Below are 23,846 nucleotides of genomic sequence, written 5' to 3' on the forward strand. Positions count from 1 at the left end.
GTTAACGTAACGCGTCTTTCACTGCATCTGTCACATCCTCACCCATCGTGATATTCATCCACGGCATGGCGTTCTGGTCTGTATTGAGGATAAAGGCGAGACCACGGGAGCTGCCCACACGAGCCAAAGCATCAGCAAGACGTGTCTTCAACGGCTGCAAAGCCCTCTCCCTGGCTTCCGCCAAGAGACGCTGACTCTCCTTCTTGAAAGCGATATTCTTGTCAAGCAACTCCTGAAGCTCGGTCTGACGCTTCTGTAAGATGGTCTGCGGGAAGTCACGCTGACCGTCCAGAAACTCCTCATATTTCTTGTTAAACTCGTCTTCCACACGTTTCTGCTCTGCGGCATACTGCTCCTGCAACTGTGCCATGTTTGTCTCTACAAGGGCATAATCACTCATAGACTGGAGCACAGCAGAATAGCTGAGGAACCCAAACTTCAGTACTGCGGTCTCTGACTGTGCAGACACAGCGAGCTGCATACATGTCATGACCAAAAGGAAAGCAACTTTCTTCATATTCGTTTTTGAGTTAATAGGAGGGCGTGTCGTCTGGCACACCCTCCTCATGTTATTGTCGTAGGGAAACCCTTACTTCAACAGGTTCATCGTGTCAGTGGCAATCATCAACTCCTCATCAGTAGGAATGACAACCACTTTCACCTTAGAGTCATCGGCGGAGATCACAGCCTCCTCACCACGGACATTGTTCTTCGACGCGTCGAACTTGATGCCAAGGAACTCCATGTCCTTGCATACCTCGGCACGCATGCTCACCTGGTTCTCACCAACACCAGCGGTGAAGACGACAACATCCAGACCACCCATAGCGGCAGCATAGGCGCCAATGTACTTCTTGATACGGTAGAAATACATATCCTGTGCTAGTTTGGCACGCTCGTCACCACTCTTGGCGGCATTCTCGACATCACGCATGTCACTGGAACCGCCTGTGATACCGGCTACACCACTCTTCTTGTTGAGCAGGTTAGACATACCGTCAGCGTCCAGTCCGAGTTTCTTCTCGATGAAAGTCACGGCACCACCGTCAATATCACCGGCACGGGTACCCATCACCAGTCCCTCAAGGGGTGTAAGACCCATAGAGGTGTCGATACACTTACCATCTTTCACGGCAGCGATAGAGCCACCATTACCCACGTGACAGGTCACCATCTTCGTACCCTCCGCAGGGATACCGAGGAACTCACAGGCACGTGCTGACACATAACGGTGAGAGGTACCATGGAAACCATAACGACGGATACCATATTTCTGATACAGCTCGAAAGGAATGGCATACATATAAGCCTTGGGGGGCATCGTCTGATGGAAAGCAGTGTCAAACACACCGACCTGAGGCAGTCCAGGCATCAGCTCCTTCACGGCATTCACACCCTTCAGGTTGGCGGGGTTATGCAGCGGTGCCAGATCGGAACACTCCTCAAAAGCCTTCAACACCTCGTCAGTCAGGATGACAGACTTGTTGAACTTCTCACCGCCATGCACCATACGGTGACCAACGGCATCAATCTCCTTCAAGTCTTTGATCACACCAATCTCCGGATCTGTCAACAGCGAGAAGATAAACTTCACACCCTCTGTATGCTCAGGGATGTCATGCATGATCTGTTTCTTCTCACCATTGGCGAGCTTCACCTTCACAAAGGCACCGTCCAAGCCTACACGCTCAGCACCACCTGACGTCATCACACTCTTGTCGTCCATGTTGTACAATGCGTACTTGATAGAGGACGAACCACAGTTTAATACTAATATCTTCATAACTTCAATTCTGTTAGTCGCTTCATTTCTTTGCGTCCATAGCCTGACAGGCGGTAATGGCAACCATATAATAGATATCCTCTACGGAGCAGCCGCGAGACAGGTCGTTGACAGGACGTGCGATACCCTGCAGGATAGGACCAATGGCTATGGCATCACCTAAGCGCTGTACGAGTTTATAACCGATATTACCTACCTCCAGGTTAGGGAATACGAGGACGTTTGCCTTACCTGCGATCTCTGAGCCAGGGGCTTTCTTGGCACCGACACCAGGAACAAGGGCGGCATCAGCCTGCAACTCTCCGTCAATCTTCAGAGACGGATCCAGTTCCTTGGCAAGTTTCGTTGCCTCTATCACCTTATCCACCACCTCATGCTTGGCACTTCCCTTGGTGGAGAAGCTCAGCATGGCAACACGGGGATCTGCAAAACCTGCCACTGACTTAGCGGTCTGTGCCGTACATACGGCAATCTGACTGAGCTGGGCGGCATCCGGCATAGGAGTCACTGCCACGTCACCGATTACCAACACACCATTCTCACCATATTGAGGCTGCTTGGAAATCAACAGCATACCACCGCTGACACAGGTGATGCCAGGAGCGCATTTGATGATCTGCAAGGCAGGACGCAGGGTGTCACCTGTGGTAGAGAGGGCACCGCTGATCTGACCGTCAGCACCTTCCGTCTTGATAATCATACAACCAAGATACAAGGGGTTCTTCACTAGTTTGCGAGCTTCCTCGATAGTCATACCCTTTGACTTACGAAGCTCTGCGAGCTTCTCTGCAAGTTCCTCACTCTTCTCGAAATTCTCCGGGTCAATCAAAGTCGCCTTATCAATGTTTGTCAATCCTTTCTCCTTGGCAAGAGCATGTACCTTGTCAGGGTTACCAATCAGGATGATGTCTGCGATGTCGTCAGCCAATACCTTGTCGGCTGCACAAAGGGTGCGCTCCTCTTCTGCTTCCGGGAGCACGATGCGCTGCTTGTTTGCCTTAGCACGCGCTACGATTTGACTTAATAAATCCATAGTTTGTTTTATTATTATTAGTTTTAAGATATATACTGAATTGCAAAGATACAAAAAAACTCTAAACTCTAAACGCTAAACTCTAAACTTTTAATATATATTTACATCAATTCTTTCGTGAGGATACTCTCCAATTTCTCCGCGGTCAGACGAATCTGCAGGTTAGACTTGATCGCTACGGTGATACCGCCCGTCTCCTCACTCACCACGATGGCGACACAATCGGACTCCTGTGAGATACCTAATGCCGCACGGTGTCGCAAACCCAGTTCCTTGGGAATGTCCAGATTATGACTGACGGGGAGGATGCAACCTGCCGCCTTGATACGTCGTTTGGAGATAATCATCGCACCGTCATGCAACGGAGAGTTCTTGAAGAAGATGTTCTCGATGAGTTGCTGACTGATGATGGCCTCTATCCGCTCACCAGTAGCCACCACATCATCTAACGGCATATTACGCTCAAAGACGATCAAAGCACCGATTTTACGTCTACTCATACCCATACATGCCATCACTACCGGCATGATGGTCTGTTTCAGTTCCTCGCTATTTGCTGTTTTACTCTTTCCCAACAAACGAGTCAGCATTCGCATACGTTCATGAGCACCCAGATTATAGAGGAACTTTCGAATGTCTTCTTGGAACAGGATAATCAGACCTATCACACCCACGCTGACCAGTTTGTCCATGATGGCACCCAACAGGCGCATCTCCAATACCTGAGACACCACCAGCCATAACACGATGAAAATCATGATTCCCATGAACACATTCAAGGAACGCGACTCTTTCATCAGCCTGTAGATGTAATACAACATCATGGCGACGAGGACGATATCGATAATATCTTTGATGCCTAACTCTACTATCATACTACTCGCTCAATTTTAACCGCTCAACTAACGCAACACACTCCACGGCTTCCCTCACATCATGGACACGCAGAATACTGGCACCCTTCTGCAAAGCGATGGTGTTCAGTACGGTCGTACCATTCATCGCTTCTCCTGGTTCACATGCCAACGCCTTATATATCATCGACTTACGGGAGACACCCGCCAATACAGGAAGTCCGATAACGGATAACCGTTCCAGCTGCATCATCACCTCGTAATTCTGCTCCAAGGTCTTACCAAAGCCAAAGCCTGGGTCGAGGATAATGTCTTTCTGACCGTATGAGCGCAACTCATCCACCTCACGGGCAAAATGAAGCAGCATTTCACGAATGGTCGGCTGAACAGACATTAATATATAGGGTACACCCAGGCGCGCTACCATACGGAACATCTTCGCATCAGCACCTTCCGACACGTCATTGATGATATCCACACCGTATTCCTCAACAACCATACGCGCCACATCAGGACGGAAAGTGTCCACACTGACCACTGCCTCTGGAGCCTCACGACGGATAATGGCAAGAGCAAAACGCAGACGCTCCATCTCCTCTGCTTCCGTAACCGGCTCACTTCCCGGACGTGTAGAGCAGGCACCCACATCAATGATGCTGCCTCCCTCTTGCAGAATCTGTTTGGTTCGCAAGGCAATATCCGTCGCCGTCTGCTGACGACTTTCCGCATAGAATGAGTCAGGCGTCACATTCAGGATACCCATCACCTGTGGGGTGCTGAGTTCTAATAATCGTCCGTTACAGTTCAGTGTGTACTCCATATTTTTTGCAAAGATACGAAAAATCGAAAGCAGAACAAAAAGAATTTATTCTTTTTTTATGCTGAGATGGAGTATCTTCGTCTTTTTATGACAAAGATACGAAAAAGTTTAGAGTTTAGAGTTTAGAGTTTAGAGTTTTTTTGTATCTTTGCGTCAAAATCATAAAATAACAATGGATATTAAGGAACTTTATAAACTTTACCAGCAGCATCCATGTATTACCACCGACTCAAGGAACTGCCCAGAGGGTAGTATCTTCCTCGCCCTGAAAGGTGAGTCGTTCAATGGTAATCAATTCGCTGTACAGGCTTTGGAGAAAGGCTGCGCTTATGCCATCGTGGATGAAGCCCCCTCCAACGCTCAACCCTCAACGCTCAACGCTCAACTCATACTGGTCGATGACTGTCTGCAAACCTACAAGGACCTGGCACGGGAACACCGTCGTCAGTTTGACATCCCTGTTATCGGTATCACGGGCACCAACGGCAAGACGACGACCAAGGAACTCATCCGTGCCGTCCTGTCAGAGTGTTACAACGTGATGGCTACAGAGGGTAATTTCAACAACGATGTGGGAGTGCCCAAAACCTTATTCCGTTTGAATGAGGATCATGATATCGCCGTCGTGGAGATGGGAGCCTCACATCCCGGAGACATCAAGACACTGGTAGAGACTGCAGAGCCGACTAGTGGACTCATCACGAATGTTGGACGTGCCCATCTGTTGGGATTCGGCTCCTTCGAAGGGGTCTGCAAGACCAAGGGAGAACTGTATGACTTCCTGATCGGCCACGACTGTCCCCTTTTCGTCAATCGTGACAACGAGCATCTGATGAAAATGGTGAAGGAAAGAGGGGAAAGAGGAGTTCAGCCTGATATCTATTACTATGGACAGAGTGACTCCAAGGACATCCTGATTCGTGGTGAGGTCATCAGTTGTGCTCCCTTCCTGAAGTTCCGCTGGCGGGAGCAGGATGCCGATGCTGACTATACCTCTGAGTGGATGGAGGTACAGACTCATCTCATCGGAGCCTACAACCTCGACAACATGCTTGCCGCCATCACTATCGGCTATGTGAATAACATACCTTTTGAGCAGATCAACCACGCCTTAGAGAATTATATCCCCTCGAACAACCGCAGTCAGATGACGGTGACAGAGCATAACCATCTTGTTGTGGATGCTTATAACGCCAATCCTACGAGTATGAAGGCTGCCATCGACAACTTCAAACTGATGGACGTACCGCATAAGATGGCGATTATCGGAAAGATGGGTGAACTGGGCGATGTTGTTGAAGAGGAGCATCAGAAGGTTGTCGATATGCTGACCGATGCTCATTTCGAAGAGGTATGGCTGGTAGGTGAGGAGTTCCAAAACATCCCTTGTAACTTCCGTAAGTTCAAGGATGTCGAGGAAGTCAAAGAAGCGATAGCCGCTAACAGCCAGACGCTAACCGGCAAATACATCCTCATCAAAGGCTCAAACAGTAATAAACTCTTCCAATTGCCAGAACTGCTATGATCAAAAGACTGCTGCTCTCCTCTACCATACTCCTATTACTTGCCTGTCAAGGTAAGCAATCACCTATGAAGGAGGGGAATGCCGTCTATTACTGGCGCACGGACCTTCGGCTCGACTCCACGGAGCGTGCCTTCCTGAAGCAGTATCATATTAATAAGGTGTATTGCCGCTATTTTGATGTGGTGATGAGCGACAGCCTGGGTCCCATACCTAATGCCACCCTCAAATTCAGCGAAACCCTGCCAGCAGGTGTTGAGATGATCCCTACCGTCTTTATCGTCGAGAGTTGTATGCATCAGAAGCCCGAGGGACTCGCCAGGAAAATCGTTGACCGCATCCTGCAGATGAATGAGACGAATGACATCAAAGGAGTGAGGGAGATACAGATCGACTGTGACTATACAGCACGAAGCCGTATGTTCTACTATCAGTTCCTGGAGGAGCTGAGGTCGGTATTGTCAACTTTCAACTATCAACTGTCAACCACCATCCGCCTCCACCAGTTGTCGATGAAGGTTCCGCCTGTCGACTACGGAGTACTGATGCTCTATAACACAGGACACCCGATGAAGTTCATGGAGCGTAACCCCATCCTTGATATCCGTGATGTGGCACCCTATCTGCGTTATCTCGAAGACTATGACCTGCCATTGGCGGCAGCCTATCCTGTCTTCCTCTGGCATCGCATCATCCAAGGGGTGGATATCGAGCATGTGGCTACCGCTGAGGAGATCCTCAAGGTCAAGAATGCAGTGGAGAAAGAACGTGAGGAACTGAAACGCAGCATCCTCACCTATGATTTAGCAACAGATAATATTAACAGATATAAACCAGAAACCTATGAAAAGATTTATTCTCATTAGCCTGCTTGTCGTGCTCGGCATGCCGATGATGGCATGTGGCTGGTATGGAACAGACAACATCTACTTGTTCCGTTTGTACGACAGTAATGAATTCAGTGAGCGTGTCGACAAGATTACACGTGACAACTGGAAGGCCTATCTCGGAAGCGACCAGGATTATTACTGGTTCGATGCCGATGAGATCATCAAGGCTGCCCAGAAGAAGAACGATGCCCTGATGGTCAGCTATGTCAAGAACCTGAAACGCTACCTTGACGTATGCTCCAGTGTCAGGGACGACTCTTGGAAGTATCCCTCCAAGGAAGAACTCGCCCAGCGTAACAAGACACTGCGTGAGGTACAGGCGTATGCTCTCAGCAAAGTCAAGACAAAACTGCGTTCCCAGCATGCGTTACTTTATATGCGCTGTAATATGGTGCTCGGACTGAACCGTGACAACGTCACTTTCTGGGAGAATACGGCAAGCCTGTTTATTGAGACGGTCTATAAGGACATGATGAAGAACATCTATGCTGGTGCGTTATATAAGACTGGCAGGGATGCTGAGGCTGGAGAGCTCTTCGCGGAGATGGGCGACTATAACAGTCTGATGACACAGTTCTACAAACGTCGCTCCTTCGCTGCCATCCGTCAGGAGTACGAGCGTGATGCCAATGCGGGAGTACTGCCTTTCTTGTTGCAGGACTTCGTGAACAACGCCCAGGAGGCTGTTGACCAGGATATGGAGGGTAAGCTCTTCGTCCGTGATATCAAGAAGGAGGAGGCGATGCAGATGGCACAGTTTGCCGGACAGGTCATCAGAGAGGGTAAAACCAAGAATCCTGCGATGTGGAAGGCGGCACAGGGCTGGCTGGAATATCTCTTCGGGAAGAAACAGCAGGGTTATGATGACATCCAGCAGGCGCTGAATATGGACGGCACAGAATGGGCAAAGACCAGTGCACGTGTCATCCACTTCTATATCAAGTCGGATGTGGCCCCGCTGAACGATGCTTTCGACAAGTGGCTGACCAACGAACTACAATGGATCAATGGTGGCGAGGGTCCTTACGAGGGTTTCAAGGGGGGAGCACTGACACGTGCCATCAACCAGCAACTTGTCGACAAGTACGACAAAGTCGGACGTGACTTCACGACCAACGCCCTGCTTAACATCACCTCCAACTATGCTTATGAGGCCCGCATCAACTCAATGAAGGTGGAGCGTCTGGAGGACTTCTTCACTTATACAAAATCACCTTCCGACAACGAGCTGGACGAGTATCTGAAAGGACAGATGAAGATTAGTCCTACGAAGATGTATGAACTGATTGGCACCAAACACCTGCGTGTCTGTCAGTGGGAACAAGCCATCAACTGGTTGCAGCAGGTTCCTGTCTCCTATATGGCTGACCAGACACAGGTGGTCTATGCCGTCAATCGTAAATGGACCATTGAGCCTTGGATTACGCGTCAGTGGCTGAAGGACGAGATTGAGTACAGTAATGAGAAACAGAAACTGAAGAGCAACTATAAACTCGACTTCGCCAAGGAGATGCTCGCGATGGAGAAAGAGGCTGCCATCATGAAAGGTGACGCACAGTGCCAGCGTTACTACGACCTTGCCATCCGTTATGCACAGGCATCATATAGCGGTGACTGCTGGTATCTCACCCGCTATGGCAAGAGCTGGACAGACTCTGTGGAAGTCAACGAGGCGAATTTCGGACAGATTGCCAAGCAACTGCTGCAGAAAGCGAGTCAGGCCAAAGACCCCGTGCTGAAAGAGAAAGCGCTCTTCGGTAGTTGTTACTACTACCTCAACCCTACCCCTTGGTATGAGTCTGTATGGAATAACGACAACTCCCGCTTCGAGATCGTCTATCGTCCACAATCTGCCCAGTTCCAGGCATTACTTGCCTTGGAGCAGTTCGAGAAATCAAACAAGAACGGGGTGAGTGCCATTGTCTCCAATTGTGATGTCTATACGACATTCATCAAGAGAAACAAGTAACACCAAATGTTAAAAACCGATAATTCTCAATTGACCCTTCTCAATTGTCAATTAAATGTACTACCTTTGCAGGCGATTTGAAAAAATCGTCTGCAAATCGGGATGTAGCGCAGTTGGTAGCGCACTACGTTCGGGACGTAGGGGTCGGGCGTTCGAGTCGCCTCATCCCGACACAAAGCGGCAAGTGAGACCCTTCACTTGCCGCTTTCTTATTTGACAAGGTATGCCTGTCCAAGTAAATTCAGTGTGTTTACTTAGTAAATTCAGTGTGTTTACTTAGTAAATTCAGTGAATTTGGTCAGTAAATTCAGTGAATTTACTGAAACAAGGAATATCCCTTAGCGAAACATCCTGTACGATACCAACAAAAGAATCCCTGCCAAGCGTGACGCTCAACAGGGATTCTGTTTATTTGTAGTGGCTATTACAAGCCAAGCTTCTTCTTCACCTCCGCAGTCACATCGGTAGAGAGTGTTGAGCTGATGTAGGGAACACCACCGGCGATATCCATGATATAGACATAGTTACCAGCCTGACCAACTTGTTTGATAGCGTCAATCACCTTTGCCTGGATAGCCTGCATCTTCTCTGACTGCTCCTTAGCAAGAGCCTGCTGGTTATCCTGATAGGTCTGCTGGATCTTCTGGTACATATCCTGCAACTCCTTCTCACGACGCTCCTTGATATTTGCGGGCAGGGTAGCCTGTTCCTTCTCATAAGCCTCAGCCTTCTTCTGCAGCTCATCCTGCAGACTCTTCAACTCTGTCTCATAAGTCTTGGTCAATGCCTCGATATCAGCACGAGCCTTTGTGAACTCAGGCATTGCCTGGATGATTTCCTGGGCATTAACATGACCAAACTTCTGTGCATTGGCGGTAGTGAAACCGCAGATTGCGCAAATAGCGCAAAGAATCATTTTTTTCATTGTCTTGTTTAAAATTATTTCGTTATTACATTATTCTAGTCTTCTAGTTTATCTAGTTACTATATCCCAATCGGCTAAGCACCTCGCTGGAGATGTCCACCTTGGGAGAGCCGAAGATGATACCACTGTCGCTGGCACGATCGAGGATGAGCTGATAGCCTCGCATGTCGGCGATCTCACTCACTGCGTTATAAATCTCCTCCTGAATAGGAGTCATCAGGGCTGTACGTTTTTTAAACAGCTCTCCCTCCGGACCGAAGTATTTCTTCTTCAACTCAGAAGCCTCACGCTCTTTCTCCATAATGGCATCCTGACGAGCCTTCTTCTGTTCTTGAGAGAGGAATACCACCTCTTTCTGATAGTCCTTATACATGGTCTGTGCCTCTGTCTGAAGAGCATCCACCTCTGCCTGCCATTTCTTCGAGACTTGCGACAACTGCTCGTTGGCACGCTCATAGGCAGGAATGTTCTTCAAGATATAGTCCATATCCAACAAAGCAAACTTCTGTGCATGCAACGACACCGTCGCAACACACATTATCATCATCAATATTACTTTCTTCATATTTGTCTCTGTTTAAGTTAATACACCACTTGGACGTGAAAACTTCTGAAAGGTTTAAGAGTTTCCTTAGAATTCCTGTCCCAGAATGAAGTGGAACTGGCTGCCACCCTTCTTGTAATTACTACCGCTATACACCTTGTCGAAGCCATATGCCCAGTCGATACCCATCAGACCCACCATCGGCAGGAAGATACGTACACCGACACCAGCAGAGCGTTTCATGTCAAACGGATTGAACTTCTTCGTGTCCACCCACGCATTACCGCCTTCCAAGAAGGTGAGACCATAGATGGTGGTGTTACCCAACATAAACGGATAGCGGAGCTCCAACGTGAAGCGATCGTAGGCATAGGCATTGTAGTAAGCACTTGTCCCTGCCTGATAAGCTGCCGTATTCGAGATAGAACCATTGTCATAACCACGCAGACCGATGGTCTCCTCAGCATAACCAGAAGAGTATCCACTCATACCGTCACCACCCACATAGAAGGTCTCAAACGGTGATTTCTTGAACCTGTTATAAGATCCCAACAATCCAAACTCCACACGGGTCATGAGGACCAGACACTTCTGACCATTCGTCAAGGAAGTGAAGGTACGTGACTTAAACTTCCACTTATGATACTCAATCCAACGATACTTGTCCTGCTGCTCTCGCTCAAAGGTAGCAGAGGAGCGGTCGGTGGCAAGATGCTCATAGTCTTTTTTGTCAAAGGCTGACCAGGGTGGTGTGAGTGTGACAGAAGCCATGAACTCAGAACCACGACGTGGGAAGAGCTGGTTATCCGTAGAGGTACGAGAGAGTGTCACCCCTAAGTTGATATTGTTACAGTTACCGTTCGAGATGATAAAGTAGTTCCAGTCACGCAACATATAACGTGTATATGACAAGGCTACAGACAACTGGAAATAGTCATCAGGCCAGCGCAGACGCTTACCCCATCCTACTGACACACCGAACATCTTGATGTATTTGTCGTCATCGAGCATGGCATCATAGTTATAACCAGAACCCGTGCTACCATAACCAGACATATACATCCAATAGTTATTATAGAGGTTGTTGTTACGATAGCTGCTGGAGATATCAGACTGCTTAGAGTAGAAAGCACTGATGTTCAAGGCATTCGGTCGTTTACCGCCAAACCATCCTGTGCTATAGCCTGTGGAGATAGAGCTATAGTAGCGACCATTGGTCTGCAAGGAGAGAGACAACTGCTCACCATCACCAATCGGCATGATACCACGATGCATCTTATTCTTGCCGAAGAGGTTACGCATGGAGAAGTTGTTCAGTTTAATACCCACACGACCGATGACACCCGTCTGACCCCAACCAAGGGAGAACTCCAACTGGTCGTTAGACTTCTGCTCAAGCTCCCAGTTGATATCAACGGTACCATCCTCATAGTTCGGTTTGATATCAGGGTTCACCTTCTCCGGGTCAAAATATCCCATCGAGGCAATCTCACGGGCAGAACGCTGGATGGCGTCTTTCGAGAACAAGTCACCTGGTTTTGTACGCAGCTCACGACGCACGACCTCCTCGTAAAGACGGTCGTTACCATAGATACGCACATTACTGATATGTGCTTGTGTTCCCTCCTGGATACGCATCTCCAGATCGATAGAGTCACCGACAATATTCACCTCCGTAGGATCCAGGTTATAGAACAGATAACCATTGTTCCAATAGTAGTTGCCAACGGCATCCTCATCCTCCGACAAGCGTTTCTTCAGCAATTTCTGGTTATAGACATCACCCTTCTTCATACCCAGTACGGCATTCAGATAGTCTGTCGTCACCACAGTATTACCTACCCAAGTGATATTACGGAGATAATATTTCTGACCCTCGTCAATCTTCACAAAGACATTGACATGTTTCTCGTCATTGTTCCATACAGAATCCTCGAGAATCGTCGCATCACGGAAGCCCAGTTCGTTATATTTCTCTATCAGCGACTTCTTTGCCTCCTCATAACGCTCCGGCGTGAACTTCTTGGACTTGAAGATATTACCCAGTTTTCCTGCCTCGTTGATCTTTCCGAAGGCACCTTTCTTAAACAGCGAACCCTTGATCTTCTTGGTCTTCAACTGCTGGTTGCCCTCAAAGATGATATGGCGTACCTTCATCTTGTCCTTCTTATCGATATTGACATCAAGGATCACCATGTTCTTGTCTGTCACATCATCACGCTGAACAATCTGAATCTCTGCGTTCTTAAAGCCCTTGTCATCAAAATAACGCTTGGCGAGAATCTTAGCACGGTCTATCATGTTAGGTGTGATCTGACTTCCCTTCATGATACCCAATTTAGCCTCCATATCCTCACGCTCCGACTTCTTGATGCCATGATAATTGATCCTGCTGACACGAGGACGGGTAGCAAGATTAATACAAAGATAAATCTTGGAGCCTACGATGGAGTCTGCCGTAATGGAAACACGTGAGAACAAACCATGACGCCAATAACGCTTCACGGCATCTGTTATCTCCGAACCAGGCACTGTTATCATCTGCCCTACGGAAAGACCGGAAAGACCTATCAGGACATAGTCCTCATACCCTTCAACACCCTTGACGGCAATACCGCCAATCTCACATGTCCTGGGAGTACCCGCATACGAGATATCAGGATTGGTTATCACATCCTGTGCACTAACGTTGATCGGTAAAAAGGCAGAAAGGTAAAAGAGTAAAATACCCTTTACCCACCTTTTGACCTTGTATGATATGTTCATTCTCATGATTACCGTTTTACTTTTTAACTTTTACCTCTTCTTCCACCTGTGCCTCAGTCTTACCGAAACGACGCTGACGACTCTGATAGCTCTCTATCGCCTTGTGGAGAGCCTCCTCATTGAAGTCTGGCCAATAAGTGTCACAGAAATAGAACTCGGAATAGGCACACTGCCAGAGCAGATAGTTGGAGATACGAACCTCACCACCCGTACGGATAAGCAGGTCTGGATCTGGCATCCATGATGTCCACAGATGCTGACGAATCGTCTCTTCATTGATATCGTCAGCACTCATCTCACCGTTCTGTACTTTCCGAGCAATGAGTTTTGTGGCGTTCACCAGTTCCTGTTTTGACGAATAACTCATGGCTATCGTCATTGCCATACCATCGTACATCGCTGTCTCTTCCTCCATAGAACGCAGTTTGTCCTGTACGCTCTTAGGAAGTCGGTCACGATCACCTACCACATGGAAGCTCACGTTATTATTATGAAACAGATCCATCTTGATGAAACTGAGTACCAAGCCCATCAGAGCCTCAACCTCATAGGCAGGTCTGTCGAAATTCTCTATAGAGAAGGCATACACTGTCAGATACTTCACTCCCAAGTTTGAGCAAAGTGTGGTAACGTTCTCTAAGTTGTCGAGTCCAGCTTTATGACCGAAAGTACGATCCAGCCCGCGGTCCATTGCCCATCTGCCATTGCCATCCATAATAATGGCAATATGCTGTGGTATACGCGTCTTATCCAGTTCTGCTGTCATATATCTTTTTCTATTTTACTTCTTCAATCTCTGTCATTATGACACGTCTTACATTTAGCCCATAGGTCATAGGTCATTGACAAGCGCAGATGACTGTAGCAGTCTGTATTCTTGAAGAGACCGCTACTCTTGATGCCATAAGGGTCCTTCACCCCGTCAAGTAGGTCACTTGTCGTAAAATGCATAGTCCACTCCAGTGCCAAGTTCGTACGTTTTCCCATCTTATACTTTACACCGGCACCTATTGGCAGATTCATTGCCACCTCCGTTTTCTCTGGTTTTGCGAAAGTGGCACCTATACCCATATATATATAAGGTGTAACCCGTTTTGCCCCACGATATTCTCTTCCTGTTCCATAAGGCCAGAAATTATACTCATATCTCACACCCACATCCACGAGTCCATGACTGAAACTCACTTCCTCAAGGAGGGGATAGTATGTCTTGGCATCCTTCGACGAGCCTTTGATTTTACCATAGCTCACGTTCAACGCCAAAGCCATCCGCGGGTTAAACTTATAGCGGCCCAACAAGGTAAACATCGGCTGCATGTTCTTAAAGAGGTTGCTGTTGAAGTCACCCTGATAGGAGACAACACCAATTCCACCACCTACCTCAGCGCGATATTCAGGATCTTCCTGCGCACTGATGGAGACCGTTAAGGTCAACAGCAAGATGGATAACAGCGACTTTCTCAACATCACACCTTATTCTGACTTATCCCAAGCCACCCTGTTCAGATGACCCTGCCAAACCTGTCCGTTACTACCGACAAGCCATATCTCCTTACCGTCAGTAGCTGCCCCGAAGGGGACTGTTCCACTTTCCACGAAGGCAACTGGCAGTTGATAGGAACTATTCTTCTTCCAGATGATACCATTGTCACGACTCTGGTATATCTGTGTATAAGCATCGTCTTTGACTCCCCAGGCAAGGATACCGTCATCATAAGCCATCATGACTAAGTTCTCCATCAAGGGAAGGGCATAGAGGTTATTGTCCGAACGACTCATATATACCCATTTCTCATCACCTTGTAAGTCGTACTCTACTATCTTGCGCCACACAGAGGCTATGTCTGAGATACCAGTAGAGATTCCCGCTAACAAGATATTGTCAGCATAATAGGTCATCTGGGCAGGATAGCAGACATAGGCAGTCCCCGCTGTGGGAAGCCAGCTCTTATCGGAATCCACGAGATCCTCCTTCCAGGTCTCTCCATAGTCATCGGATAACATCATCGTACCGTCACTGGTCAAGCCAAACAACTGGTCGTAGCTGGCAGCTACCAACTGCGTGATATCCAAGGTACTGTTCATCTCTTTCCATGACATACCGTCAGCTGACTGCATCAGGGAACCATTGACAATGGTATACAGATGATTTTCAAATACCAGCAAATTACGATAGGCGTTCTCGTCGTTCAGCTCCTCGAGGGGTTTCCAAGAATCTCCGTCTGTAGTCATATAGCCTAACGTCTTTCCTTCTTTGGTACCATAGACAAAAAGCTGGTCATCCAACATCACTGCTTTCATCAGGTCTAGCTCTTCTAGCTCCGGACTATCCTGGTGGAGCATCCATATGAACTGGTCACCTTTCTCCTTATGCACATTCAGCTCGACCTTGTAGGTGTCATAGGTAACACCATCTGAGGCGTATACCTCAAATTCACGAGGGGTAGAATAGTCGATGCTGTCCGAAGAGCTGTAAAAAATTAAAGTTCCCTCTTCCTCCAGACTCTTCAAAAAGGGAGTGGCGTTGTTCATCGTGGAGATATACGTAATGACATGTTTCACATCAGTACCATAAGGCAGTGAGTCCACATTGAAGATACGGTGGTTTGCCTGATCGATACTGAATATATAGTCAGAGCCATCGAAAGTCCTCTTGTAGATGGAGTCAAGTCCTTGAGAGGACTTAGTATGCAAATACTGGTTGAGTGTTCCCAAAGAGAAATAGGTGATGGCAGTATCGCTATAGAGCGTAACCTTGTTATCGTCAGATTTCATACACGATGCCAGCAATAACACGGTCACAAACAGCCAACAGACAGTCTTTATCAGTTTATTCATTTGATTTCGTTCAATTTTTGGGTGCAAAGTTACTCACAATTCTGCAAATACCGACATTTTTCTACCTTTTATTAAGTTAATTATATGATAAAATGTCATATTTTAGATTTTGTAAACAAAAAAAGAGTGCGGTATGAATCACTCACTCCGCACTCCTTCTTAACGAATGTTGGTTTTTATAAGTGTTATTACACTCAAAATTGTCGCAATTACTACCGACACCAACATAATCGTTGTTTGAAAATCTAATAACATAATCTTTACCTTAAATCTATTAACTACTAACCTAATGAATAACAACGTAATCGTCTCGATTACATGTGCAAAGATACGAAACAATTACGTATCTGCCATAAAATATAAGTATTATTTAGTCTCTTTAATTCTATTTTTGACTTACATCAAAAAAATTGGCTACACCTTACAGTGCAGCCAATATCATTGAAAGAATTGTTTCCTTACAATTTTGGACCAGCAGCAACTAAAGCCTTACCAGCCTCATTGCCCTCGTACTTCTTGAAGTTCTTGATGAAGCGACCAGCCAGATCCTCTGCTTTCTTGTTCCACTCTGCAGCGTCAGCGTAAGTGTCACGAGGATCGAGGATATTGGTAGCTACGCCCTCCAGTTCTGTGGGAACCTCGAAGTCGAAATAAGGAATCTTCTTCGTAGGAGCTTTCAGGATGGCACCACCCAGGATAGCATCGATAATACCACGTGTGTCCTTGATAGAGATACGCTTGCCTGTACCATTCCAACCAGTGTTCACGAGGTAAGCCTTGGCACCGCTCTTCTCCATCTTCTTCACCAACTCCTCGGCATACTTAGTAGGATGCAACTCGAGGAAGGCCTGACCGAAGCAAGCAGAGAAGGTAGGAGTAGGCTCTGTGATACCACGCTCTGTACCAGCCAGCTTAGCAGTGAAACCAGAGAGGAAGTAATACTTCGTCTGCTCAGGAGTCAGGATAGATACTGGAGGCAGCACACCGAAAGCATCAGCAGAGAGGAAGATGACGTTCTTAGCGTCAGGACCAGCACTCTTGCCATTGACTTTCTGTGCAATCTTCTCAATATGATCGATAGGATAGCTTACGCGGGTATTCTCTGTAACGCTCTTGTCAGCGAAATCAATCTTACCATCCTCTGCTACAGTAACATTCTCCAACAGAGCATTGCGACGGATAGCGTTATAGATGTCGGGCTCACTCTCCTTATCCAGATTGATGACCTTTGCATAGCAGCCACCCTCAAGGTTGAATACGCCCTCGTCGTCCCATCCGTGCTCGTCATCACCAATCAACAAGCGCTTTGGATCGGTAGACAGTGTGGTCTTACCTGTACCAGACAGACCAAAGAAGATTGCAGTGTTCTTACCCTCCATGTCAGTGTTAGCAGAGCAGTGCATAGAAGCGATACCCTGCAGAGGCAGATAGTAGTTCTGCATAGAGAACATACCCTTCTTCATCTCACCACCATACCAGGTGTTGATGATGCACTGCTCACGAGAAGTAGTATTGAAAGCTACACATGTCTCTGAGTTCAGACCCAGTTCCTTGTAGTTCTCCACCTTTGCCTTAGAAGCATTATAGATGACGAAGTTAGGCTCAAACTTCTCCAGCTCCTCAGCAGTAGGCTGGATGAACATGTTTTTCACGAAATGAGCCTGCCAAGCAACCTCAACGATGAAACGAACAGCAAGACGAGTAGCCTCATTGGCACCGCAGAAAGCGTCAACAACATACAATTCCTTGTTGCAAAGCTCCTTGATGGCGATCTCCTTCACCTTTGCCCAAACCTCCTCACTCATGGGGTGGTTATCATTCTTATATTCCTCAGTGGTCCACCATACCTTATCCTCGCTCTGTGCATCCTTCACGATGTACTTATCCTTAGGTGAGCGACCGGTATAGATACCTGTCATTACGTTAACAGCATTCAACTCAGTGTTCACACCCTTGTCGAAACCTGTCAGACCAGCCTTTGTCTCCTCTTCAAAGAGATACTCATAAGACGGATTGTGAGCTATCACGGTAGAACCTGTGATGCCATACTGTGTCAAATCTAACTTTGCCATAATTACATTATTTAATTGAATATTTACTATTACCTATTTTTACGACCGCAAAGGTACGAAGTTTTTGAGAATTAAAGATGATGAATTAAGAATTATTTGCGCTTCTGCTTGTCTTTTTGAGTTAAAGTATTTAAAATTCGCATTGTCCTCTAAGTTTTTGTAACGCAGAGTTGACAAAATTTTGCACCTTAGGGCTGAGAGAGAATCTGCTTACACTGAAAAATGCGCAAATACATTTGGCATTTTGTTCACTTATTCGTACCTTTGCCGAGAAAAACTTAAAACAAAGAAATATGGAAGTAATCGATTTCAGTAAAAGCAACTCCATCATGAACCAGTATATGTCGGAGTTACGTGACAAAAATTACCAGAAAAACCGTCTGTTGTTCCGTCACAACATCAAACGCATCGGAGAGATGATGGCATATGAACTCTCCAAGACCTTGGACTACAAGCCCAAAACCATCACCACCCCCCTTGGGACTATTGACATTCCTTTACCCAAAGACGACATTGTGGTTGCCACGGTATTGCGTGCCGGACTGCCTTTCCATGAGGGCTTCCTCAACGTGTTTGACAAGGCTGACAATGGTTTCGTATCTGCATTCCGTATGTATATTAACCGCGAGCATACTGAAGTTGGTGTTCATACCGAGTATATTGCCACCCAGAGCGTTAAGAACAAGACATTACTTATTGTCGACCCCATGCTTGCAACGGGCGGCAGTCTTGCCGCAGCCATCGAGTCATTGATGCAGACAGGAAAGCCTAAGAAGATACGCCTCTGTTGTGTTATTGCCGCTCCTGAGGGTATTGAGGTTGTCAAACAGGCACTGCCAGAAAATTCCACCATTTGGTGTGCCGCCATTGACAATGGTATGAACGAGCAGAAATATATCGTTCCCGGATTTGGTGACTGCGGTGACCTTTGTTATGGTGAGAAGCTACAGAGTTTCCGCAAGATAGCTGATAAATAAACTAAGGTATATCTCCGATGGTGCAATCATCGGACTCATAACCGATCTATCTGTCCCCGTGTCGAAAGACATGGGGTTTTTTATAGCAAAAATGTTTCATTGAACGTTTTTTGTTAGTTTTTGTATCATTATTTATAGGGCGAAATAGAGGAATCATGTAATTTTGCAGCAGATTGATTAAATAACTAAAAACAAAATGCAAATGAAGAAAATGTTTTGGACCCTGATGGTGATGCTGCTGACCGTATCAAGTGTCAGCGCACAACAGAAGCCACTGGTATTGGGGAAGAGTCATGCCATGCAACGGGTAGAAGTAAAGAACCATTATCTGCTACTGCCTGTACAAGAGAGAGAAGACAATGCCAATATCCGTGTATTGGTGGGTGGACAACAGGTACAGTCGATGAATATCCGACTGGCGGTTGACAAAGTGGATTATTACGTACCTCTTGATATTCAGCGTTTTGGGACAAAGGACCTGTTGCTGGATATCATGTTCTATGGTGACCGTCGCTTTACTGGAGCCATGAAGGATTTCCTTTGCTGGCAGGAGATGAAGCAGAGTAACACTTTTGACACGACAAACCGTGAGAAGTTCCGTCCGCAATATCACCATACCCCAGCTTATGGCTGGATGAACGACCCCAATGGAATGTTCTATAAGGATGGGGTCTACCACCTCTTTTATCAATGGAACCCATATGGCTCCATGTGGGAAAATATGACATGGGGACATTCCACCAGCCGTGACCTCATCCACTGGGAGACACAACCAACGGCAATCGAGCCAGATGCCCTGGGTGATATCTTCAGTGGCTCTTGTGTGGTGGATCAAAAGAACAACCAAGTAGTTGCTTTCTATACCTCAGCAGGCAGAAGTCAGGTGCAGTCGATGGCTGTCTCCAAAGATAATGGCAAGACCTTTGAGAAATATGCCGGCAACCCCATCCTCGTCAGCAAAGAGGAGGACTTCCGTGACCCAAAGGCTTTCTGGAACGCTGATATCCAAAGATGGAACCTCATCCTTGCCGTCGGACAGGAAATGCATATCTACTCTTCCGACAACCTAAAAGACTGGACATACGAGAGTGCTTTCGGTAAAGAATACGGCTGTCATGACGGTGTATGGGAGTGTCCTGACCTAATGAAACTTCCTGTCCGTGGCACCGGCAAACAGAAATGGATGCTGATTTGTAATATCAACCCAGGAGGTCCTTTCGGTGGTAGTGCCACTCAATATTTCATCGGTGACTTCGATGGTAAGAAGTTCGTTTGCGAGCATACTGACACCCGTTGGATGGACTATGGCAAGGACCACTATGCCACCGTTACATTCGATAACGCTCCTGAGGGAAGACATATCGCCCTTGCCTGGATGTCGAACTGGCAGTATGCCAACCAAGTTCCCACAAAACAGTTCCGCAGTGCCAATAGTATTCCACGTGACCTCGACCTCTTCGAGTATAACGGACAGACCTATTGCGGTGTTACTCCATCCAAAGAGATGCTTGCCCTTCGTGGTAAGACAGGTAACAAATTACCACAGACAGGTGAGTTGATCATCGACCTGAAAGGCTCTACGGAGATTACCTTCTCCAACTCTTTAGGAGAGCAGGTAGTGATGGAGTATGACGCTGTCAAGAACACATTCTCGATGGACCGCAGTCGCAGCTATGCCAGCTTCAGTGAGGCTTTCCCCTGCAAGACCGTCGCACCTACTTACGGGGCTATGAAACAACTTCGTATCTTCATTGACCATAGCTCCATCGAGGCTTTCGACGCAGAGGGACGCATGGCGATGACTAACCTTGTTTTCCCCACAGAGCCTTATTCGCAGATTAAAGTGACCAACAATGCAAAAGTAACCATTTATCCTTTTTAAAATATGGCAAACAATAGCAACAAATCGATTTTCTTGATTCCCGTGATGCTCTGCTTTTTCTGCATGGGCTTCGTTGACCTTGTGGGAATCGCGTCAAACTATGTGAAAGAAGACCTCGGACTGTCTGACTCCGTCGCCAACATATTCCCCTCATTGGTGTTCTTCTGGTTCCTCATCTTCTCCGTACCCACGGGTATGCTGATGAACAAGATCGGACGTAAGAATACCGTATTGCTCTCACTCATCGTGACAGTGATATCACTGCTGATCCCCCTCTTCGGCAACTCTTTTGGTGTCATGCTGATAGCTTTCTCGCTGCTGGGTATCGGTAATGCACTGATGCAGACTAGTATCAACCCGCTGGCGATGCTTATCATTGGTGACAAGAACCTTGCCTCCACCCTGACTTTCGGACAGTTTGTGAAGGCGATAGCCTCGTTCCTTGCTCCTTATCTCGCTATGTGGGGTGCCACAAAGGTGATTCCCTCGTTCGGCTACGACTGGCGTGTGTTGTTCATGGTTTATTTCATCGTCGGTGTACTTGCCACCGCTTTGTTGTGGGCAACACCCATCCAAGAGGAGATTTCAGAAAGGAAGTCATCATCATTCATGGATTGCCTGCGTCTGCTAGGAAAACCTATCGTTCTGCTGTCATTCCTTGCCATCATGTGTCATGTGGGTATCGATGTTGGTACTAATACGACGGCTCCAAAACTGTTAATGGAGCGTGTCGGTATGACGCTCAACGAAGCCGCATTTGCCACCTCATTATATTTCATCTTCCGTACCATCGGAGCGTTGACAGGCTCTTTCTTCCTCCGCGTGATGAAGACACGCTGGTTCTTTATTATCAGTGTGATCTTAATGGCAGGTAGCATGATTCTTATGTTCAGTGGTCAGACAAAGGCGGTTCTCTACGTCGCTATCGCCCTGGTAGGCTATGGCAACTCCAATATTTTCTCCATGGCATTCTCAGAGGCATTGCTCTCCGTACCTGACAAGCAAAACGAAGTTTCTGGTCTGATGATTATGGGACTCTTTGGTGGAACGGTATTCCCACTCATCATGGGCTTTATGAGCGATGCCATGGGACAGGCTGGTGCCGTAGCTGTCATGGCAGTAGGTGTCATTTACCTATTTACATATATCAAGCAAGTTAAAAACTAAAAATATCAAGAAACTATGAAGAATCTGATTATCGGACTGGGCGAGGCATTATGGGATATGCTGCCCGAGGGAAAGAAACTGGGTGGTGCACCCGCCAATTTCGCCTATCACGCAGGACAGTTTGGACTGGACACCATGGCTATCAGTGCATTAGGCGAGGATAAACTCGCTGAAGAGACCATTGAGGCATTGGAGAAGAATGGATTGAAATACTTGATGCCACGAGTACCATACGCTACTGGTACTGTACAGGTAACTCTGTCTGGTGAGGGTATTCCCACTTATGAAATCAAGGAGAATGTCGCTTGGGATAACATACCTTTCTCAGATGAAATCAAGGAAGCTGCCAAAAACTGCCGCGCCGTATGTTTCGGGTCTCTGGCTCAGCGTAACATCGTCACTCGTCAGACCATCCAGAAGTTCCTGGATGCAACACCCAAGGACTGTATCAAGATCTGTGATATCAACCTACGTCAGCATTTCTTTTCCAAGGAGATCCTGGAGGATTCTTTCAAGCGTTGTAACATCTTGAAAATCAATGATGAGGAGTTGGTCGTTGTCACGCGTATGTTTGGTTATCAGGAATTAGACGATGCCAAGATTTGTGAGAAAATGGTGAAAGAATATAACTTGCAGATGCTCGTCCTGACGTGTGGTACTAATGGCAGTCATGTGTTCACTGCTGACGGCAAGCACTCCTTCCAGCCTACTCCAAAGGTGGAGGTTGCTGATACCGTAGGTGCTGGTGACTCTTTCACCGGTTCGTTCTGTGCTGCCATCCTGAATGGCAAACCCGTTGAAGAGGCTCATCGTATCGCCGTAGAGGTGAGTGCATACGTCTGCACCCAGAACGGTGCGATGCCTAAGTATCCTGCCGAGCTGGTAGCTAAAGTAAAATAATCTAATACTCTACATAAGGAATCAGTCTCCGAATATCCGCTTCCGTAAAATCGGACGAGAAACGGAGGTCGTTGAGACTCTTGATATCCCCGTGCAACCGGCGGTAATCCGTAATAGCCTTCGCCTGATAGAAGTTGATATACGGATGCCGCCGAAGTTGTTGTATGGAGAGTTTGTTGACATTCAGTTTCCGAGGATTCGCATGTGTTATCACAAAATACTTTTTCGACTCTTTGGGGAAATGATCAATTTCATCCAGCTGGTCGACACTCACATAGCCACCTAACCATTTCCCATAACGCACGATCTCCTTGGCATAATAGGAACCAATACCTGGCACTTGCCGAAGCAAGGAAGTGTCTGCCGTATTTAGCACTAAATGCTCCCCTTCCCTCAACTTAACAGGATAACGCACACTGTCTCTCTTCTTATTTTCACTATAGTTACTATAGACACTATAGTTCCTATCATCTTTATTCTCCCCACCTCTCTTTCTCACCAAAGTGACAGCTGGCAGATAATCCTCAGAGATACGGATATATGGTTCCAACCGTCGATAGTCTTTCACCGTCAACCCATAAAGTCTTGCAAAGTCTTCCTTCTTCCGATAAACTCCACCCCTGGCACGATATTTATAGATATTTCGTACCTGCCAAGACTGTAGCCCTAGCCTTAACAACTGCGTAGAATCCGCTGTATTAGGGTCAAAGTAAAAAGTCTCTGGCTGCCGCACTGGTACAGCATAGGACATCTCTGGATTTCTAGAATGTCTTGTATATCTAGAATTCCTGGGGGTTCTAGAGTTACTGGACTCTCCAGGACCACTAATATCCTCGCCCAGTAAAAAAATCCCTAAAAGGATTAAGACTCCTGTAATGATAGTGACAATAAGTACGCGGCGGTC

The 23,846-nt window shown here is 47.0% G+C and carries 20 protein-coding genes and 1 tRNA gene; 8 read left to right on the forward strand and 13 right to left on the reverse strand.

Annotated features, from left to right (window positions below):
• Position 1: 1 nt before the first annotated feature.
• The 5 genes from BM257_RS01650 to folP form a co-directional block, all read right to left on the reverse strand.
• A complete protein-coding gene (locus BM257_RS01650) occupies positions 2 to 517 on the reverse strand; it encodes an OmpH family outer membrane protein (RefSeq protein ID WP_092067573.1) in 516 nt (171 codons plus the stop codon).
• 72 nt (positions 518 to 589) lie between these two features.
• A complete protein-coding gene (locus BM257_RS01655) occupies positions 590 to 1,783 on the reverse strand; it encodes an acetate kinase (protein ID WP_092067575.1) in 1,194 nt (397 codons plus the stop codon).
• Positions 1,784 to 1,805: 22 nt separating this feature from the next.
• Entirely contained in the window at positions 1,806 to 2,816 is a 1,011-nt protein-coding gene (gene pta, locus BM257_RS01660) for a phosphate acetyltransferase (RefSeq protein WP_092067577.1), read from the reverse strand.
• A gap of 101 nt (positions 2,817 to 2,917) precedes the next feature.
• The gene (gene cdaA, locus BM257_RS01665; protein ID WP_092067579.1) at positions 2,918 to 3,691 is read right to left on the reverse strand and encodes a diadenylate cyclase CdaA; all 774 of its coding nucleotides are present in this window, start codon (positions 3,689 to 3,691) and stop codon (positions 2,918 to 2,920) included.
• A gap of 1 nt (position 3,692) precedes the next feature.
• The gene (folP, locus tag BM257_RS01670; RefSeq protein WP_177215977.1) at positions 3,693 to 4,490 is read right to left on the reverse strand and encodes a dihydropteroate synthase; all 798 of its coding nucleotides are present in this window, start codon (positions 4,488 to 4,490) and stop codon (positions 3,693 to 3,695) included.
• A 172-nt stretch (positions 4,491 to 4,662) separates the two neighbouring features.
• Between folP and murF the strand changes: the two genes are divergently transcribed.
• From murF to BM257_RS01690, 4 genes are all read left to right on the forward strand, one after another.
• Positions 4,663 to 6,015: a UDP-N-acetylmuramoyl-tripeptide--D-alanyl-D-alanine ligase gene (gene murF, locus BM257_RS01675; protein ID WP_092067583.1), complete on the forward strand. Its 1,353-nt coding sequence runs from the start codon at positions 4,663 to 4,665 to the stop codon at positions 6,013 to 6,015.
• Entirely contained in the window at positions 6,012 to 6,878 is an 867-nt protein-coding gene (locus tag BM257_RS01680; RefSeq protein ID WP_092067585.1) for a hypothetical protein, read from the forward strand. Before murF ends, BM257_RS01680 begins: the two co-directional genes overlap by 4 nt.
• Positions 6,856 to 8,871 carry a hypothetical protein gene (locus BM257_RS01685; RefSeq protein WP_092067587.1) on the forward strand — a complete coding sequence of 672 codons (2,016 nt, stop codon included), beginning with the start codon at positions 6,856 to 6,858 and terminating at the stop codon, positions 8,869 to 8,871. The genes BM257_RS01680 and BM257_RS01685 overlap by 23 nt, the downstream gene beginning before the upstream one ends.
• A gap of 98 nt (positions 8,872 to 8,969) precedes the next feature.
• Positions 8,970 to 9,042: transfer RNA gene (locus BM257_RS01690), tRNA-Pro, on the forward strand.
• A gap of 253 nt (positions 9,043 to 9,295) precedes the next feature.
• On the opposite strand, the gene BM257_RS01695 is transcribed toward BM257_RS01690, so the two are convergent.
• The 7 genes from BM257_RS01695 to pckA form a co-directional block, all read right to left on the reverse strand.
• The gene (locus BM257_RS01695; RefSeq protein ID WP_092067589.1) at positions 9,296 to 9,796 is read right to left on the reverse strand and encodes an OmpH/Skp family outer membrane protein; all 501 of its coding nucleotides are present in this window, start codon (positions 9,794 to 9,796) and stop codon (positions 9,296 to 9,298) included.
• Between the two features lie 52 nt (positions 9,797 to 9,848).
• A complete protein-coding gene (locus BM257_RS01700) occupies positions 9,849 to 10,361 on the reverse strand; it encodes an OmpH/Skp family outer membrane protein (RefSeq protein ID WP_092067591.1) in 513 nt (170 codons plus the stop codon).
• Positions 10,362 to 10,427: 66 nt separating this feature from the next.
• On the reverse strand, positions 10,428 to 13,106 hold the full coding sequence (locus BM257_RS01705) for a BamA/OMP85 family outer membrane protein (RefSeq protein WP_092067593.1): 2,679 nt from the start codon (positions 13,104 to 13,106) through the stop codon (positions 10,428 to 10,430).
• A 16-nt stretch (positions 13,107 to 13,122) separates the two neighbouring features.
• The gene (locus BM257_RS01710; RefSeq protein ID WP_092067595.1) at positions 13,123 to 13,872 is read right to left on the reverse strand and encodes an isoprenyl transferase; all 750 of its coding nucleotides are present in this window, start codon (positions 13,870 to 13,872) and stop codon (positions 13,123 to 13,125) included.
• 23 nt (positions 13,873 to 13,895) lie between these two features.
• Positions 13,896 to 14,570 carry a type IX secretion system protein PorG gene (locus BM257_RS01715; RefSeq protein ID WP_092067748.1) on the reverse strand — a complete coding sequence of 225 codons (675 nt, stop codon included), beginning with the start codon at positions 14,568 to 14,570 and terminating at the stop codon, positions 13,896 to 13,898.
• Between the two features lie 9 nt (positions 14,571 to 14,579).
• Complete coding sequence (locus BM257_RS01720; protein ID WP_092067597.1) at positions 14,580 to 15,944, reverse strand: DUF6242 domain-containing protein; 1,365 nt, start codon at positions 15,942 to 15,944, stop codon at positions 14,580 to 14,582.
• A gap of 458 nt (positions 15,945 to 16,402) precedes the next feature.
• On the reverse strand, positions 16,403 to 18,016 hold the full coding sequence (pckA, locus tag BM257_RS01725; protein ID WP_092067599.1) for a phosphoenolpyruvate carboxykinase (ATP): 1,614 nt from the start codon (positions 18,014 to 18,016) through the stop codon (positions 16,403 to 16,405).
• Positions 18,017 to 18,309: 293 nt separating this feature from the next.
• Here pckA and upp point away from each other — a divergent pair, with 293 nt between their 5' ends.
• The 4 genes from upp to BM257_RS01745 all read left to right on the forward strand — a co-directional run bounded on the left by upp (position 18,310) and on the right by BM257_RS01745 (position 22,942).
• Complete coding sequence (upp, locus tag BM257_RS01730) at positions 18,310 to 18,993, forward strand: uracil phosphoribosyltransferase (RefSeq protein WP_092067601.1); 684 nt, start codon at positions 18,310 to 18,312, stop codon at positions 18,991 to 18,993.
• A 202-nt stretch (positions 18,994 to 19,195) separates the two neighbouring features.
• On the forward strand, positions 19,196 to 20,875 hold the full coding sequence (locus BM257_RS01735; RefSeq protein WP_092067603.1) for a glycoside hydrolase family 32 protein: 1,680 nt from the start codon (positions 19,196 to 19,198) through the stop codon (positions 20,873 to 20,875).
• A gap of 3 nt (positions 20,876 to 20,878) precedes the next feature.
• Positions 20,879 to 22,042 carry an MFS transporter gene (locus BM257_RS01740; protein WP_092067605.1) on the forward strand — a complete coding sequence of 388 codons (1,164 nt, stop codon included), beginning with the start codon at positions 20,879 to 20,881 and terminating at the stop codon, positions 22,040 to 22,042.
• A 15-nt stretch (positions 22,043 to 22,057) separates the two neighbouring features.
• On the forward strand, positions 22,058 to 22,942 hold the full coding sequence (locus tag BM257_RS01745) for a carbohydrate kinase family protein (RefSeq protein ID WP_092067607.1): 885 nt from the start codon (positions 22,058 to 22,060) through the stop codon (positions 22,940 to 22,942).
• Between the two features lies 1 nt (position 22,943).
• Here BM257_RS01745 and BM257_RS01750 read toward each other — a convergent pair whose 3' ends face one another.
• Complete coding sequence (locus tag BM257_RS01750) at positions 22,944 to 23,693, reverse strand: helix-hairpin-helix domain-containing protein (RefSeq protein ID WP_369821292.1); 750 nt, start codon at positions 23,691 to 23,693, stop codon at positions 22,944 to 22,946.
• Positions 23,694 to 23,846 lie beyond the last annotated feature (153 nt).

The organism is Prevotella sp. tf2-5 (assembly GCF_900115435.1).
Classification (GTDB): Bacteria; Bacteroidota; Bacteroidia; order Bacteroidales; family Bacteroidaceae; genus Prevotella.